Source organism: Pseudomonas sp. Ga0074129, from assembly GCA_001465025.1.
GTDB lineage: Bacteria > Pseudomonadota > Gammaproteobacteria > Pseudomonadales > Pseudomonadaceae > Aquipseudomonas.
Genome location: LNDO01000090.1, coordinates 1 through 16,540, shown reverse-complemented (window position 1 = coordinate 16,540; position 16,540 = coordinate 1). Strand labels below are relative to the sequence as shown.

At 59.2% G+C, this 16,540-nt stretch carries 13 protein-coding genes and 1 pseudogene; 6 read left to right on the top strand and 8 right to left on the bottom strand.

What is annotated here, in order from left to right; translation table 11 throughout:
- Positions 1–332: 332 nt before the first annotated feature.
- Together mapR and ccoG are read right to left on the bottom strand one after the other, a co-directional pair.
- On the bottom strand, positions 333–1,742 hold the full coding sequence (gene mapR, locus AUK77_RS13420; RefSeq protein ID WP_296130468.1) for a GntR family transcriptional regulator MpaR: 1,410 nt from the start codon (positions 1,740–1,742) through the stop codon (positions 333–335).
- 64 nt (positions 1,743–1,806) lie between these two features.
- The gene (ccoG, locus tag AUK77_RS13415) at positions 1,807–3,222 is read right to left on the bottom strand and encodes a cytochrome c oxidase accessory protein CcoG (RefSeq protein WP_296130463.1); all 1,416 of its coding nucleotides are present in this window, start codon (positions 3,220–3,222) and stop codon (positions 1,807–1,809) included.
- A 271-nt stretch (positions 3,223–3,493) separates the two neighbouring features.
- Between ccoG and AUK77_RS13410 the strand changes: the two genes are divergently transcribed.
- On the top strand, positions 3,494–5,416 hold the full coding sequence (locus AUK77_RS13410) for a methyl-accepting chemotaxis protein (protein ID WP_296130462.1): 1,923 nt from the start codon (positions 3,494–3,496) through the stop codon (positions 5,414–5,416).
- Between the two features lie 65 nt (positions 5,417–5,481).
- Here the strand turns inward: AUK77_RS13410 and AUK77_RS13405 are convergent.
- Together AUK77_RS13405 and AUK77_RS13400 are read right to left on the bottom strand one after the other, a co-directional pair.
- A pseudogene (locus AUK77_RS13405) lies at positions 5,482–6,139 on the bottom strand (DsbA family oxidoreductase).
- 237 nt (positions 6,140–6,376) lie between these two features.
- Entirely contained in the window at positions 6,377–7,630 is a 1,254-nt protein-coding gene (locus AUK77_RS13400; RefSeq protein ID WP_296130461.1) for a ferredoxin reductase family protein, read from the bottom strand.
- A gap of 313 nt (positions 7,631–7,943) precedes the next feature.
- On the opposite strand from AUK77_RS13400, the gene AUK77_RS13395 reads away from it, so the two are divergent.
- Together AUK77_RS13395 and arfB are read left to right on the top strand one after the other, a co-directional pair.
- The gene (locus AUK77_RS13395; RefSeq protein ID WP_296130460.1) at positions 7,944–8,201 is read left to right on the top strand and encodes a heavy-metal-associated domain-containing protein; all 258 of its coding nucleotides are present in this window, start codon (positions 7,944–7,946) and stop codon (positions 8,199–8,201) included.
- Positions 8,202–8,372: 171 nt separating this feature from the next.
- Entirely contained in the window at positions 8,373–8,786 is a 414-nt protein-coding gene (gene arfB / locus AUK77_RS13390) for an alternative ribosome rescue aminoacyl-tRNA hydrolase ArfB (RefSeq protein WP_296130459.1), read from the top strand.
- Positions 8,787–8,988: 202 nt separating this feature from the next.
- Here arfB and AUK77_RS13385 read toward each other — a convergent pair whose 3' ends face one another.
- Positions 8,989–9,891, bottom strand: coding sequence for a LysR family transcriptional regulator (locus AUK77_RS13385; RefSeq protein ID WP_296130458.1), 903 nt, complete (start codon positions 9,889–9,891; stop codon positions 8,989–8,991).
- Between the two features lie 96 nt (positions 9,892–9,987).
- On the opposite strand from AUK77_RS13385, the gene AUK77_RS13380 reads away from it, so the two are divergent.
- Together AUK77_RS13380 and AUK77_RS13375 are read left to right on the top strand one after the other, a co-directional pair.
- Entirely contained in the window at positions 9,988–10,461 is a 474-nt protein-coding gene (locus AUK77_RS13380) for a cyclophilin-like fold protein (RefSeq protein WP_296130457.1), read from the top strand.
- Between the two features lie 193 nt (positions 10,462–10,654).
- Positions 10,655–11,629: an alpha/beta hydrolase gene (locus AUK77_RS13375; protein WP_296130466.1), complete on the top strand. Its 975-nt coding sequence runs from the start codon at positions 10,655–10,657 to the stop codon at positions 11,627–11,629.
- A 422-nt stretch (positions 11,630–12,051) separates the two neighbouring features.
- Here AUK77_RS13375 and AUK77_RS13370 read toward each other — a convergent pair whose 3' ends face one another.
- From AUK77_RS13370 to phhA, 3 genes are all read right to left on the bottom strand, one after another.
- Positions 12,052–13,245, bottom strand: a complete 1,194-nt coding sequence (locus AUK77_RS13370) for an amino acid aminotransferase (RefSeq protein ID WP_296130456.1) — start codon at positions 13,243–13,245, stop codon at positions 12,052–12,054.
- A complete protein-coding gene (locus AUK77_RS13365) occupies positions 13,242–13,595 on the bottom strand; it encodes a 4a-hydroxytetrahydrobiopterin dehydratase (protein WP_296130464.1) in 354 nt (117 codons plus the stop codon). The genes AUK77_RS13370 and AUK77_RS13365 overlap by 4 nt, the downstream gene beginning before the upstream one ends.
- A 136-nt stretch (positions 13,596–13,731) precedes the next feature.
- Positions 13,732–14,514, bottom strand: a complete 783-nt coding sequence (phhA, locus tag AUK77_RS13360) for a phenylalanine 4-monooxygenase (protein WP_296130455.1) — start codon at positions 14,512–14,514, stop codon at positions 13,732–13,734.
- 258 nt (positions 14,515–14,772) lie between these two features.
- On the opposite strand from phhA, the gene AUK77_RS13355 reads away from it, so the two are divergent.
- The gene (locus AUK77_RS13355; RefSeq protein WP_296130454.1) at positions 14,773–16,326 is read left to right on the top strand and encodes a sigma-54-dependent transcriptional regulator; all 1,554 of its coding nucleotides are present in this window, start codon (positions 14,773–14,775) and stop codon (positions 16,324–16,326) included.
- Positions 16,327–16,540: the final 214 nt, after the last annotated feature.

Sequence of the window (16,540 nt, the reverse complement as noted above, 5' to 3'; positions counted from 1 at the left end):
TGCTCAAAAATTGAGCAGAAGCAGTTGAACACCTGGGTCAGTTTTCAGTCGGCAGAACAGCCTCTACTGGGTCAGTTTTCGGTCAGCAGCAACAGCCTACAGGACGATGGTATTGGATGAGGCCAATCGATAACGGTGAGCCGCAACCTTCTGCCGGCGCCATCCTTAATACGGCCCAGGCTTGGCCGACAATCTTGAGCAGGTTTTCCGTCTTGTAGGTTCTATCGACGGATCGATCAGCTTCAACTCTTTTATAAAAGACATAGGGGACTGGCGATCCCTTCTGCAACGTCATAGGCGACAAGCCGATGCGCAGGCTTGCGCTGAACAGATCAGAAGGCGGCGAGGATGCGTCCTAGCACAGCCATCGCCTGTTCGCTTTGCGCATCCCAGGGATGACCGTAATTCAGGCGGGCGCAGTTACCGAAGCGGCGGGTGGCCGAGAAGATCGGGCCCGGTGCCAGGCTGATACCTTCTGCCAGCGCCAGTTGGAACAGGCGTAGCGCATCGACCTGCTCAGGGAATTCAAACCAGAGAAAGTAACCACCGTTGGGCCGGGTGACCTTGGTGCTGGCTGGGAAATGCCGCGCGGCGGAGGCCAGCATTGACGCTTGTTGCACCTCCAGCGCATGGCGCAATTTGCGCAGGTGGCGGTCGTAACCGCCGTGTTGCAGGTAATCGGCCAATGCGGCCTGCGCTGGGACGGAGGGTGAAAGGGTGGTCATTAGTTTCAGCCGGCTGATTTGCTCGGCATAGCGCCCGCCGGCCACCCAGCCGACCCGATAACCCGGCGCCAGGCATTTGGAAAACGAACCGCAATGCATCACCAGTCCGTCACGGTCGAAGCTCTTGACCGGCTTGGGTGGCTGGCTGCCGTAATACAGCTCGGCGTATACGTCGTCCTCAATCAGCGGTACCTGGTGGCTGTGCAGTAACTGATACAGCGCCTCTTTCTTGCTGTCGCTCATGCTTGCGCCGAGTGGGTTTTGCAGGCTGCTCATAAACCAGCAGGCCTTGATTGGCAGGCTGGCCAGGCGCTCGCTCAGCACATCCAAGTCGATCCCTTCACGCGGGTTGACCGGGATTTCCACCGCCTTGAGCTTTAAGCGCTCCAGCACTTGCAGCGTCGCGTAGAAGGCCGGGGACTCGATGGCCACCAGATCGCCCGGCTGAGTCACGCATTGCAGGCACAGATTGAGTGCCTCCATGGCACCGCTGGTGATGACCAGCTCTTCCTGTGGCAGTTGCACACCACTGACTCTATAACGCAGGGCAATCTGCCGACGCAGGTTGGGGTTGCCTTCGGTCATGTCGGCGATCACCGCCTGCGGCTGCATATCGCGCAGGCTGTGCGCCATGGAGCGGGCCAAGCGAGCCAGTGGAAACAACTGCGGGCTGGGGAAGGCTGAGCCGAATGGCACGGTGCCGGGGTCTTTTAGTGAGGCGAGCACCGAGAACACCAACTCACTGACATCCACCTCGGTGGTTTGCGTGGGCGTTTGGCTGGTTTGTGGCTCAGCGAGCGAGTGCCGCGCCAATTCGCGCACGAAGTAACCGGAGCGGGCGCGGGCCTGGATCAGGCCACGGTCTTCCAGCAAGTAATAGCCTTGGAACACCGTGGACGGGCTGACGCCATAGGTACGGCTGGCGTGGCGCACTGAGGGCACCTTTTCGCCAGGAGCGAGCATGCCGCTGCGGATCAGTTCGGCAATCTGCTTGGCGAATTTCTCGTAGCGTTTCATCCTGTCCATCGGTGCGGCTTTTAGATACCCGCACTCTACGGCGAGTGGCGCTGTCATGCGACTGTCAGCGCCCGCGCGGCGAGAGAAAAATACTCTGCGTTTGCGCCTGCTCGCTGGCATTGGCCAGGTTGTGGATCGCAAAGCTCACCGGCATCGTGCTGGCGTTGGCCGCTTCACTCTCCAGCACTAGGGTTACGGGTACATCGAGAATTTCCCCAGGGTTTAATTGCAACTGCTGCGGGGCATCCAGGCGCAGTCCGGGGCTGTCGATTAACGTCAGCCCATAGCGCTGCGGTTGCTGGGTTTTGTTAATGACCTTGAGCAGGTAGGTGTTCTCAATCTGCCCCAGTTGGTTCTCGCGGAACATGCTGCGATCTTTGGCCGCGTCGATGGACAGCATCGAGCGATCATTCAGTACCCAGGCAAAGGCGACGAGCATCAATACCAGGGCGATGCCATAGCCGACCAATCGCGGCCTAAGCCAGTGGGTTGTGCCGCCTTGTAGTTCGCGTTCGGAGTGATAGCCGACCAGGCCTCGGGCATAGCCCATCTTGTCCATGACCGAATCGCAGGCATCGATACAGGCGCCGCAACTGATGCAGTCGATCTGCAGGCCATCGCGGATGTCGATGCCGGTGGGGCACACCTGCACGCACATAGTGCAGTCGATGCAATCGCCCAGGCCCTCGGCCTTGTGGTCGCTGTCCTTCTTACGCGGGCCACGGCCTTCACCTCGCTTGGCGTCGTAGGCCACCAGCAGGGTGTCATCGTCAAACATCGCACTCTGAAAGCGCGAGTAGGGGCACATGTGCACGCAAACCTTCTCGCGCAACCAGCCGGCGTTAAGGTAGGTGGCGGCCATAAAAAACAGCACCCACACCAGCGTGCCGCCGTCTAGTTGCAGGCGTAGCAGGTCACTGGCAAGTGGCCGAATCGGCGTGAAGTAACCAATAAAGGTCAGCGCCGTGAGCAGGCTGACGCCCAGCCAGATCGCGTGTTTGGCGCTGCGCCGCGCCAGCTTGTTCAGTGACCAGGGCGCAGCATCCAGCTTGATGCGCTGATTGCGCTCGCCCTCGGTGACTTTCTCCGCCCACATAAACACCCAGGTCCATACGCTCTGTGGGCAGGTGTAGCCGCACCAGACCCGTCCGGCCACCACGGTGATGGTGAACAGGCCAAAGGCGGCAATGATCAGCAGCGCCGAGAGCAGGGTGAAATCCTGCGGCCAGAAGGTCGCGCCAAAGATGTAGTAACGGTGCTCGGCCAGGTTCCACAGCACGGCTTGGCGACCGTCCCAGTCGAGCCAGGCGGTGCCAAAGAAAATCAGAAACAGCAATCCCGCCCCGTACAGGCGCAGATTACGAAAACGGCCGCTGAAGCTGCGGGTATGAATCGGGCCGCCCGCTTGTGACGGTGTCAGGCGGATAGGCTGGCGCGGGTCGATGGTCTCGATGATCTGCGCGGGAATACGTTCGCTCATTACGGGCCTCGTCGGGCTTTATCAGGCGAGGCGAATGATGCGAGCGCAGCGGATTGGATAACAGACTCAGGTTTTCCAATAAAAAGCGGATCAGATGGTGCGTGAAGTTGCCGTTACGGCGCTTTGCTGTTGCGCTATTTCGTTATAAACGACGCAGAAGTGTGCCGTCAGGCGGCATTACAGCGTCAGCACAGCCTTGTGCTGGCTTCCACAAAAACAATTCTCCAGCGAAAACCGAACGGCCTGTTTTAGTAACAGTTGGAGAATTCTAATGAACACCTGGTTTGCCAATCTAAGCGTTACCCGCAAGCTGGCCCTTGGCTTCGGCCTGGTGCTGGCCCTGACTCTTGCCCTGGCATGGGCCGCCTGGACGGGGCTGGGCAGCGTTATCCAGCGCAGCGCCTGGATGAGCGAGATCACTCAGCTCAACACCACACTGACCAATCTGCGCATTGCCCGTTTGCAATTCATGCTGGCTAAGGGCGATGCCCCCAGCAGCGAACGTGTACTGAATAACCTCGCGGCCTATTTGCAGCAGCAGAAAAAACTGCTCGGCAGCTTTACCAACCCAGTCAACGTCAAGCTGCTGCAAGAGCAGGATGGCTATAACCAGGAGTACCAGCGTTCGCTGGCTGGCATGCGTATCGCCTATGCCGCCGCCGAAACCGCGCGGCGCGAAGTGGCGGGCGAGACGCAGCAGCTTGGTGAGCTGTTGAGTGCCATGCAGCGCAGTGTGGAGTCGTTGCCCGAGGAGGATGGCGGCCGTTTCGCCCAGTTGCAGGCGCTGACGCGCACTGAAGCCCAATTGCTGCGCTTGCAATATTTGCTTGAACGCTACGACAGCGCTCCTGATGTTCAGCGCGAGCAAGCATTGGTGGACGGTATCGCCGCTGCCAACGCCAGTCTTGATCCACTGCAGCAAGCCTTTGGTGTCGCCCAGCAGGATGCGTTGCGCCGTATCGCCGGCGCACTGGACCAGTACCAGGAGACGCTACAGGCGTTCAAGCTCGCCACCAGCGACATTGCCCGCACGCGCCAAGAAATGACCGCGCAACAGGGCGAAATTGTGCGTATCAGCGAAACGCTGTACCAGTTCCAAATTGATCGCATGGCCATCGAGAGCCAGCAGGCGCGTAACCTGCAAATCGGTGCCACGTTACTGGCGATGCTCTTCGGCGTGCTGGCTGCCTGGGTCATCACCCGGCAGATCACCCGCCCGTTGCAGGACACCCTGAATGCGGTGCAGCGCATTGCCGAAGGCGACCTGACCGCCAGCGTGCAGGTCGACCGGCGTGATGAAATGGGCCAATTGCTACAGGGCATCCAGCATATGGCTACGACTCTGCGTGAGCTGATTGGCGGCATCCGCGATGGCGTAGGCCAGATTGCCAGTGCCGCCGAAGAACTGTCTGCCGTGACCGAGCAGACCCGCGCGGGCGCCAACAGCCAGAAAAGCGAGACCGATCAGGTGGCCACCGCCATGCATGAAATGTCGGCCACCGTGCAGGAAGTGGCGCGCAACGCCGAGCAGGCTTCGCAGGCCGCCAACGAGGCGGACGGTCAGGCGCGCTTGGGCGATCAGGTGGTGGGCGAAGTAATCGCTCAGATCGAACGTTTAGCCGCCGAGGTCAGCCGCTCCAGCGAGGCCATGAACGGCCTGCAGCAGGAGAGCAACAAGATCGGCAGTGTCATGGACGTGATCAAGGCGGTAGCCGAACAGACCAACCTACTGGCGCTCAATGCGGCTATTGAGGCGGCGCGCGCTGGTGAGGCTGGGCGTGGTTTTGCCGTGGTCGCCGACGAAGTGCGTGGTCTGGCTCAGCGCACGCAGAAGTCCACCGAGGAAATCGAAGCGCTGATCGCTGGCCTGCAGAACGGCACCAAGCAGGTGGCTGCAGCGATGCGCAGCAGTTGCAGTCTCACCGACAGCAGCGTTGAGTTGACGCGTAAGGCCGGCAACTCGCTGGGCAACATCACCCAGGCGGTGTCCAACATCCAGTCGATGAACCTGCAAATTGCTGCAGCCGCAGAAGAGCAGAGTGCGGTGGCCGAAGAAATCAGCCGCAGTATCCTCAGCGTGCGCGACATTTCCGAGCAAACCGCTACGGCCAGCAACGAGACCGCGGCCTCCAGTGCAGAACTGGCGCGCTTGGGCAGTCAGTTGCAGGCGTTGGTCAGTCGTTTCCGCGTGTAGGTCCTAGCCATGCCGCGCCACCCAGCACTCTAGGGCGGCTAGGCGGGCAGATGGAGTCGGCGCGTTCAGTCTTCTGCCGCGGCCAACTGTTCCAGAATGCGCGTGTAGTTCTCGACACCTTGCGCACCAGTGACGAGGTGGCGATGGTTGAAGACCACAGCGGGTACGCCACTAATACCCTGCGCGATCCAGGTTTTTTTCGGCAGTGCGTACGGCGCTGGCAAAGCGTTGGTCGGCCAGAACAGCCAGCGCCTCGGTGCGATCCAGGCCAATCTCGTTGGCCACATCCGCCAGCACGTTGTTGTCGGAAAGGTTATGCCGATGGGTGAAATGAGCGACAAACAACGCCTGTTTTAAGTCGTGCATGCGCCCTTGTTGGTTAGCCCAATGCAAGAGCTGATGAACATTGAAGGTGTTGTGCATGCGCATATCGTCGGCAAAGTTGAAGGTAAAACCTACGTCTTTGCCGGCTTGGGTCATGTGCAGGCGGTTCTGCTGCGATTGCGCCGGGGTTGCGCCATATTTCTCGGCGATATGCTCGCGCAGGTTCTGGCCCTCGGCGGGCATATCCGGGTTCAGTTCAAATGGATGCCACTGGATTTCATAGGCGGTGCCGCTGGCTTGCAGCGCTGTTGCCAGTTGGCGGTAACCGATGACGCACCACGGGCACATCACATCAGAGACGATGTCGATGTGCAGTGTTTTTGCAGTAGGGGTGGTCATCGTTGATTCCTTCGCGTGTATTCAATTAGATGAGTTGTGCTTGGCCTTGGCGCTCTAGCCGGCGGTTGTCCGCGCTGCACGCGAACAGCTTTGTGCTCGTGGGGGCGGTTTTTTTGGCTGAACCCACACGGTAGCCCGGATAGCCACAGGGGGGAATACCGCCGCGATGTCGTCCCCCACTCAGCGCTACCGATAAAATCTCACGCTGCACCACGGCGCTTTTAAAGCCCCCGGCAGTCAGCGGAACTCGAATAGCTCGGTATGCAGGTTGGCGGCTGGGATCTGGTTGGTGGCCATCATTTCAGCGACTTTGCTCAGCAATCCCTTGGGGCCGCAAAAACTAACGTGAACCTTCTTGGGGTCGGTCTTGGATACCGCTTGGCGCAGTGTTTCGGCCAGTGCTTCAAGGCCGCCGCTATTACTCACAAAAGCCACGCCTCGCTGCTGCGCCATACTTTGCAGTGTTTCGGCAGGCGGGAAGGCGCGCGAGGGATTGAAGCAATACACCAAGGTGGCCTTGTCGAAGTCCTTAGCGTCCGGGTCTTGCAGCCAGGAAATAAAGGGTGAAATACCGACACCCGCGCCGATCCATACTTCTCGTTCAGCTTGGGCGGGGCGTTTGAAGCGGCCATAAGGCGCGTATAAATCCGCGTGCATGCCAATCTGGGCGCACTCGCAAAGTTTTTTGGTGTAATCGCCCAACCCTCTGATCACAAACTCAATCTGCCCGTTGGTTGTGTTGGCGCTGGCAATCGTGAAGGGGTGCGGCTCACGCAGGCCTTTTTGCTGCATCGCCAAAAAAGCAAACTGCCCGGCTTTAAAATCAAACTTCTTGTGCCGCGGTTCCAGCGTCAGGTGCAGCGCGCCTTTGTCGCGGGTAACCGCCACCACGCGATACTCACCAGCCCTCGCTACAAACGGGTACAGCACCAGTTTGTACAACGCCGCGACAACACCCACTGCGCAGAACGCCCCTAACCAAATCCCCGAAGGGCTGCTCAAGGTGATCGGCGATTTAAAGCTGAGCCAGTGCAAGATAACGATTAGAAATAACGGGCCGGAAAGTTTGTGCCACCAGCGCCACTGGCTGTAAGGAATATTGCGGTTCAAAGCGAGTAGGACGATTACACCCAGCGCGATGAAACTCAGTTGGCGTACAAGGCGCGTCCAGTATTTGGGCAGCTCGACGATAGCGACGCTGTTCCACTCATCCAGGTTGGCCTTGAACACAAAGTGATAGGAGGCAAATACCAGTGCCCATATGCCTAACCATTTGTGCGTTTCATAAACCCGGTCCAGCCCGCCAAATGCGCTTTCTACAATGCGCCAGCGGCTGGCCAGCAGGCATGAGGCGGCCATGTAAACCAGCGCTGTTGTCCCGAGAATCAAGCTGAGGCTTGCCGAGGTAAGCCACGTACTGCTCGGTATTTCAAGCAGCAAGGTTAATGTGGTGATGAGCAAAAGGCCGAGGATGCACTGCCACGTTTTCAATCTGAACGCTCCCTTTCTACCCAGTGTGAATACAGGTTTAGACAGTCCATTGGTGAATGACCGAAGCCCGACACCGCTTTGAAGTTTACCGAATAACACCAATGGCCTGGGCCACTACAAGGCCAGGCTAGAAACAATCAATGCTCATCCACACAACCAAACAGCGCTAAGCGACGAAGCGACCCTGAGGAAAAGGCGGAGTATCGGTACGGGTGATTGTGAATCGCGACCGATGAGCAATTCTCCGCTTGACCTTGCCACGGCGGTAAGGATGAGAGTGAGTCACCAACCATTGCTCTTAAAGGGGCGCGCGATGACCACCTTCGAAGTAAAAGACATGACCTGCGGACACTGCATTAAAACCATTACCCACGCGATTCAGGCCTTGGACCCTGCCGCCAAGGTGCAGTTCGACCTGGCATCGCACCGTGTGCAGATTGAATCTGCAAGCAGCGAAGCTGAACTCAGTCAGGCCATTGCCGATGTGGGCTACTCACCAGTCGCCGCCAGCGCTGATCCGCCGTCTTGCGCGCCGAGTCAAAAGGCCAAGGGCGGTTGCTGCTGCAATTGAGTCGCACAGGCTGTCGCACCGCTTCAATGGTGGCCAACGCTGTAAGCAGGATGCGATGTTCCTAATCGCTGCTTGCTGGCGTCAGCTACCTGCCGCGTAGGCGAGATGTCAGCGGCGGTTGCAGAGCGTTCGCGTTATCCTGAACGCCCATTTCTGTGTTGAAGCCCGTTCATGCTGGTTATTTCCAACAGCGTTCACCTCCCGGATGACGAAGTCGAGTTGACGGCCATCCGCGCTCAGGGCGCAGGCGGGCAGAACGTTAATAAAGTGTCCAGCGCCATCCACCTGCGCTTCGATATCCAGGCATCAAGCTTGCCGCCTTTTTATAAGGAGCGGCTGCTGACGTTGCGTGACAGCCGAATCACCGCAGAAGGCGTGGTGGTCATCAAAGCGCAGCAGTACCGTACTCAGGAGCAGAATCGTGCGGATGCACTTGAGCGCCTGGCCGAGCTGATTCGCAGCGCCGCTACAACCGAAAAAGCCCGCCGCCCGACCAAGCCAACCCTGGGTTCGAAGAAGCGCCGCCTGGAAGGCAAGAGCATTCGCGGCACCATCAAGGCGGGCAGGGGCAAAGTGGATTTCTAATGCTTTCGGTTGCCTGTATAGGTTATTGGCAGTAACTGACGCCTCAGTCCTATTGTGAAACACCATCAGGGCTGGTCAGGCGTTCGCCAGCATCTTATTCAGCCAACGTGGCTATTTGCAGCGTGCGCAAGGGCAGGCCGTTACCCGTCGTGCCTGCGCGGGGTAGCCCTGCGCTGCTTCGGGGTGCGAGTGATCCCGCTGATCAGCGCTGTGTGGCTGTTTCACGCAGCGCCTCAAGTACCAGGGCAAAGGCCGGGGAAGGCTGTCGGCGGCTGGGGTAATACAGGTAATACCCGGCGAAGGGTGCGCACCAGTCTTCCAGCACGCGCACCAGGCGGCCTTCCTCGAGATGCGGGGCGAACTCTTCTTCCGGCAGAAAGGCAATGCCAAGCCCCTCCAGCGCCGCCACGACTATATGCGGCGTGCTGTTTAGGGTGACCTGGCCATCGACGCGCACATTCAGCTGCCGGCCTCGGCGCTCGAACTCCCAGACGTACAGCCCGCCATGGGTCGGAAAGCGCATGTTGATGCAGCGATGCGTGGTCAGGTCGGCAGGCGTTTTAGGGATTGGGTTAGCAGCGAAGTAAGCGGGCGCAGCCACGGCAGCCATACGCAGCCTGGGGCCTATGGGCACGGCGATCATGTCCTTGTCGATGGTGTCGCCCAGACGCACGCCTGCATCGAAGCGATCCGCGACGATGTCACGCAGTCCGTAGCTGACATCGAACTCCACGTTGATATCCGGGTACTCACGCAGCAGCGGCGCGACTCGCGGCAGCAGCGTGGTGCGCAGCACGTGGTCGCCACAGGTGATGCGCACGGTGCCGGCCGGTTTGTCGCGCAGTTCGGTGAGTACGTCCAGTTCCTCTTCGATTTCGTCGAAACGATGACCGATCGCCTGCAACAACTGCTCGCCCGCAGCGGTGGGCGAAACGCTGCGGGTGGTGCGGGTGAGCAGGCGAATCTGCAGGCGCTTCTCCAGACCGCTGATGGCCTGGCTCAGCGCCGATTGACTGATGCCCAATACGGCGGCGGCGCGGGTAAAACTGCCTTCCCGCGCGACGGTGACGAAGGACAACAGATCGTTGAGGTTGCGTCTGACCATGATGTGTTCTTTTAGCGCTATTGATTAGCTGTGCTTATAGCCTCTTTAAGGATTGATTAGCTAGTTGCGGCTGTCGGTATTGGTAAGAATGCCGTTATGAAAACGCCAACCTATCTCTCTAACCGCTGGACCTGGCGTCAGGCGCTGCTCAGCAGCCTACTGCTGGGCTTGTCGCTGGGCAGCGTCTGCAGTGCCCTGGCCACCGAGGTGTTGCCCATGAAGATTCATTTGGATGTCGATGGCGAGAGCGTTACCGCAACGCTGGACGACAGCGCCGCTGCCCATGACTTCGCCGCGCTGCTGCCGCTCTCTTTAACGCTTGAGGACTACGCCGTTATCGAGCGCATCGCCAACCTGCCGCGCAAGTTAGTCACCACCGGGGCACCGGCTGGCGTCAAGCCGAAAACAGGCGACATCAACTACTACGCACCGTGGGGCAATCTGGCGATTTTTATCGGCGGCAACCCCTATGCCCCTGGTCTGGTGCGCCTGGGCACCGTGGATACCGGCCTTGAGGTGTTGCAACGGCCGGGACCGCTGAAGGTACGCATCGAGCGCATTACGGACTGACGTTCCGCACCTTTAATCGCGGGCGTTTTTGCCGCCTGCCTAAAGCATCCATCTTGGAGATTTCACCATGAGCAAACAAAAAACGGATCGGCGCGAGTTTCTCAAGGCGGTTGGCAGCGGCATGTTCGCGTTAAGCCTGCTGGCGGCCACGGGCAGCTCGGCCATCGCGGCGCAAGCGGCGGTAGCGCCGGATATGTCCAAGGGTGCAGATAACTTTTACACCAGCGCACAGGTGACGGTGGAGAAGGTTAGGTTCAGCAATCAGTACCAGATGAGCGTGGCCGGCAATCTTTATATGCCGAAGACATTCAGCCGCGACAGCGCCCATCCGGCGATTATCGTGGGTCACCCGATGGGAGCGGTGAAGGAGCAGAGCGCCAACCTCTACGCCACCAAAATGGCCGAGCAGGGCTTTGTGACGCTGTCCATCGACTTGCCGTTCTGGGGCGAGAGTGAAGGTGAGCCGCGCAACCTGGTGGCACCTGATATCTATGCCGAGGCATTCAGTGCGGCGGTGGACTTTCTCGGCACACAGGCGTTCGTTGATCGGGCACGCATCGGGGTGATTGGCATCTGCGGCAGCGGCAGTTTTGTCATCAGCGCGGCCAAGCTCGATCCGCGTATGAGGGCCATCGCCACCGTCAGCATGTATGACATGGGCGCCGCCAACCGCCATGCGCTGCAACGCTCACTGACCCTGGAGCAGCGCAAGGCGATCATTGCCGAGGCGGCTGAGCAGCGCTATGTGGAGTTCACAGGAGGCGAGACGCAGTACACCAGCGGCACCGTGCATCAGCTGGATGACAACACCCATCCCATTCAGCGTGAGTTCTATGACTTTTACCGTACGCCACGCGGCCAGTTCACGCCTAAAGGCCAGTCGCCGCTGCTCACCACGCACCCGACGCTGACCAGTAACGTCAAGTTCATGAACTTCTACCCGTTCAATGACATTGAGACGATTTCGCCTCGGCCCATGCTGTTTATCGCGGGTGAGAATGCCCATTCGCGCGAGTTCAGCGAAGACGCTTACCGCTTGGCTGGTGAGCCGAAGGCCTTGCATATCGTTCCGGGTGCTGGCCACGTTGATCTGTACGATCGGGTGCAGCTGATTCCCTGGGAGCGCCTCACGGCGTTCTTCAAGCAGAATCTGGCTGCTAAGCAGTGAGCGCAGCCACTGCGCCATGCTGCGCATCGTCGGCTACCCGGCCGCTGTGCAATGCGCTTGTTTCGATTCAGTTGAGCAGACCATTGACGAGGGGGAGTAAAGCAACCCGACCGAGCAATGAGCTGATAGGGGCAATCGGGGACTACATGGCGACCTACCCGAGGGATGTATGCCGTTGAGTGTAAGCATCAAGGGTGCCATTGTTTAGCCGGATTTATGGTTAAGCTGTTGTTTTTAAATGATTAATTTATAGATTAAAGGTCGGTTAATCGTTTTGGGCGCTCGTCGCGGCTAAAGCCCCTCCCACAGGTGGTAGCTGGTTCTTGCTTTGGGGGCAGTGCCTTTGGTGACTAAAAGTCCTCCCACAAGTGGTCGCTGAGCTTGTGGGAGGGGCTTTAGCCGCAACGCTTTTCGCCGTCTATTCAGCCGCACACTCGGGCAATGGCGCTGGCCAGCTGGTCCATGCGTTGTGCATCCAGCCCTGCTACATTGGCCCGGCCTGAGCCGACCATGTACACGCTGAACTCATCACGCAGGCGCTGCACCTGGGTTGGGCTGAGCCCGGTGTAGGAGAACATGCCGCGTTGTTGCGCGATGTGCGTAAAGCGCTCACTCAGGCCATGGGGCTGCAGTGCTTCAACCAAGCCGTTGCGCAGGCTGGCGATGCGTTCACGCATGCTGTTCAGCTCGTCGATCCACAGGGCTTTTAGTTCATCGTCGTGCAGAATGCTGGCCACTACCGCCGCGCCATGGGCAGGCGGTGTGGACCACAGGTTGCGGGCGATAAACGCCAGTTGGCTGCGTACATCTTGCAGCTTCTCAGCATGTTCGGCGCAGACGATTAGCGCACCGGTGCGTTCACGATAGAGGCCAAAATTCTTCGAGCAGGAGCTGGTGATCAGCAGCTCAGGCAATTCGGCGGCAAACAGGCGCACGGCGAAGGCGTCCTGCTCCAGGCCATCACCAAACCCCTGGTAGGCAAAGTCGATCAGCGGCAGCAGTTCGCGCGCTTTGACCACTTCCAGCACGCGCTTCCAGTCACGCGGCGCAAGGTCGAAACCGGTGGGGTTGTGGCAGCAGGCGTGCAGCAGCACCACATCGCCTTTAGGCACGTGGGTGAGGGCGGCGATCATCGCCTCGACATTCAATGCGTTGTCTGCACCTACATAGGGGTAGTGGCCAACGCGCAGGCCGGCGGCAGCAAAGATGCTCTCGTGGATCGGCCAGGTCGGGTCGCTTAACCAAATGCCACGGCCCGGTAGGCACTGGGCGATAAAGTCGGCGCACAGGCGCAATGCACCAGTACCGCCTGGGGTTTGCGTGGCTCCCGCGCGTTCAGTCAGCAGCGGGTTGTTTGCACCCAAGACCAATTCGCTGAGCAGGCGACCAAACAATGGGTCGCCATGGCCGCCGATATAGCTTTTGCTGGTTTCACTTTGCAGCAGCCGTTGCTCGGCTAATTTCACCGCGCGTGGAATGGGCGTTAAACCCTGGGCGTCTTTGTACACGCCGACGCCGAGGTCGAGTTTGGCTGGGTTGCGGTCAGCGCGATAGGCGTCCATCAGGCCGAGAATCGGGTCACCGGGCACGCGTTTGACGGTTTGGAAGTGGCTCACTTGCGGCCCTCGGCATCAGCAGCCAGCACATCGGTGCGTGCGGCCATGATGAAGTCGTTACGGTGCAGGCCGCGCATTTCATGGCTCCACCAGGTCACGGTGACTTTGCCCCACTCGGTGAGCAAGGCTGGGTGGTGACCGACTTCTTCAGCAATAGCGCCGACTGCGTTGGTGAAGGCCAGGGCGTGGCGGAAGTTTTTGAACAGGTAAACCCGCTCCAGCTCCATGTGGTCGCCACGCACTTCAATGTTCCAGTCGGGGATCTCGCGGATCAACTCGGCCAGTTCTTCATCACTGACTTTCGGCGCATCGGCGCGGCAGGCTTCGCATTGGGCTTGGGCAAGGCTCATCGGTTTTCTCCAGAGTTCGAGGGTGGTCACAGCGTAGGTTGGGTTGAGTCGCGAAGCGACGAAGCCCAACGTGGTGTGTTCGTAATAGCGCATTGCTGGGCTTCGCAGGCTCAACCCAGCCTACAACCGGTATCGGTCAGGCCGCTTTCGGCGCAAACTTCGGTGTGTGTAGGCCCAGCTGCATGGCCTGTTGCACCATGGCCATGATGTCTTCCTGGGCCAGTTCGAACAGGCGCTTGAGCTCAGGGAGCACAAAGTACACGGGCTGCAGAATATCGATGCGATACGGCGTGCGCATTGCCTCAATGGGGTCAAATAGTTGCTGCTCGGGGGCATTGGACAGCGCGTACAGCGTTTCCTTCGGCGAGGAGAGAATACCGCCGCCGTAGATACGCTGCCCCTGGCTGGTGTCGAGCAAACCGAACTCTATGGTCAGCCAATACAAGCGCGCCAAGTACACGCGCTCTTGCTTGCTGGCGGCGAGGCCGAGCTTGCCATAGGTGTGGGTGAACTCGGCGAACCAGGGATTGGTCAGCAGCGGGCAGTGGCCAAAAATCTCGTGAAAGATGTCCGGCTCTTGCAGGTAGTCCAGTTCTTCGGGTGTGCGAATAAAAGTCGCCACTGGAAATTGCTTGCTGGCCAGCAACTCGAAGAAGGTTTGAAACGGAATCAGTGCCGGCACCCTCGCCACGCGCCAGCCGGTAGTGGCTTGCAGCACCTGGTTGATCTCGCCGAGTTGCGGAATGCGCTCGTGAGGCAGACCGAGTTGTTCGATTCCGTCCAGGTATTCCTGGCAGGCGCGGCCTTCCAGCAGTTTCATTTGCCGGCTGATCAAGGTATGCCACACCTGATGTTCGGCCTCTGGGTAATGGATAAAACCATTGGCATCAGGTTCGCGTGCCACGTACGGGGTACTCATGCTGCTGCCTCCTGCTGGGGCTTTGTTGTTGTATTGAACAAAGGAATACGCCAGCGGCGAAGGTTATGCAGCCCCGGGCTGGGCGTTTGGGGACGGTTTCGCTGGAAAATTCGTAACGAAAAAGTTACGTATGCTGCGGGGTGGCCAAGTCTCGTCTTGCTGCTTCGCCTAGCCGTCACATATTCTTGACGAATAATCCGTCGCCAGCCTCGAATGCTGCGCGGCTTCTAATAAGAATTCTGCTCAGAGCCCTCTGCCATGCGTATCAAAGTCCACTGTCAGAACCGAATTGGCATCCTGCGTGACATCCTCAACCTCTTGGTCGAATACGGCATCAACGTCGCCCGTGGCGAAGTAGGTGGCGAGCAGGGCAACGCCATCTACCTGCACTGCCCGAACCTGATCAACCTGCAGTTCCAATCACTGAGGCCCAAGTTCGAGGCGATTGCCGGAGTGTTTGGCGTCAAGCGGGTGGGCTTGATGCCCAGCGAGCGCCGCCATCTGGAGCTGAATGCCTTGCTCGGTGCGTTGGACTTTCCGGTGCTGTCGATCGACATGGGCGGCAGCATTGTCGCGGCTAACCGCAGTGCGGCGCAGCTATTGGGCGTGCGAGTGGATGAGGTGCCGGGCATTGCGTTGTCGCGCTATGCCGAGGATTTCGACCTGCCGGAGTTGGTGCGCGCTAACAAGTCGCGAATCAATGGCCTGCGGGTGAAAGTAAAAGGCGATGTGTTTCTCGCTGATATTGCGCCGCTGCAAACCGAGCATGACGAAAGCGACGCCATGGCCGGCGCGGTGTTGACCTTGCACCGTGCTGATCGCGTCGGTGAGCGCATCTATAACGTGCGCAAACAAGAACTGCGCGGCTTTGATTCGATCTTTCAGAGCTCCAAGGTAATGGCCGCCGTGGTCAAAGAAGCACGGCGTATGGCTCCGCTGGATGCGCCGCTGCTTATTGAAGGGGAAACCGGCACAGGTAAAGAGCTGCTGGCCCGCGCCTGCCACTTGGCCAGCCCCCGTGGTCAATCGCCGTTTATGGCGCTTAACTGCGCCGGATTGCCGGAATCCATGGCCGAGACCGAGCTGTTTGGCTATGGGCCGGGTGCCTTTGAAGGCGCGCGGCCGGAGGGCAAGCTGGGCCTGCTGGAGCTAACGGCCGGCGGCACGCTGTTTCTCGATGGCGTGGGTGAAATGAGCCCGCGCTTGCAAGCCAAGCTGCTGCGCTTTCTCCAGGATGGTTGCTTTCGCCGGGTGGGCAGTGATGAAGAGGTCTATCTGGATGTGCGCGTGATCTGCGCGACGCAGGTCGATCTGTCCGAGTTATGCGCCAAGGCCGAGTTTCGCAAAGACCTCTATCACCGCCTGAACGTACTCAGCCTGCACATTCCACCGCTGCGCGAGTGCCTGGATGGCTTACCGCCTTTGGTGGATCACTTTCTCGACCAGGCCAGCCGACAGATTGGCTGCCCGTTGCCCAAACTGGCGCCACAGGTGTTGGACAAGCTCAGCCACTACCACTGGCCGGGCAATGTGCGCCAGTTGGAGAACGTGTTGTTTCAGGCGGTATCGCTGTGCGATGGCGGGGTGGTCAAAGCCGAGCACATCCGCCTGCCAGACTTCGGCGCGCCGCAACCGCTGGGCGAGTTCTCGGTGGAAGGCGGGTTGGACGACATCCTCGGCCGTTTTGAAAAAGCCGTGCTCGAACGCCTGTTTCACGACCACCCCAGCAGCCGTCAACTGGGCAAACGCCTCGGCGTCTCGCACACCACCATCGCCAACAAGTTACGTCAGCATGGGTTGGGTAAAGAATAAGGGCGTCTTATTCGAGGCTCAGGTCAGCGCGTTAGTGAGTAAGTGTTGATTTGCTTGATGATTGACTGCATTGAGCGATACCAAACTGATCTGGCTCAAGAATTTCAGTGTTGAAGTCCTGAATTCAACCCATAAGTGCAACGCTCACCCCTGCATACACTTCGTACGGTGTCTTCCAGCCCAGGCGTTTGCGTGGGCGTAAATTGATCTTCGC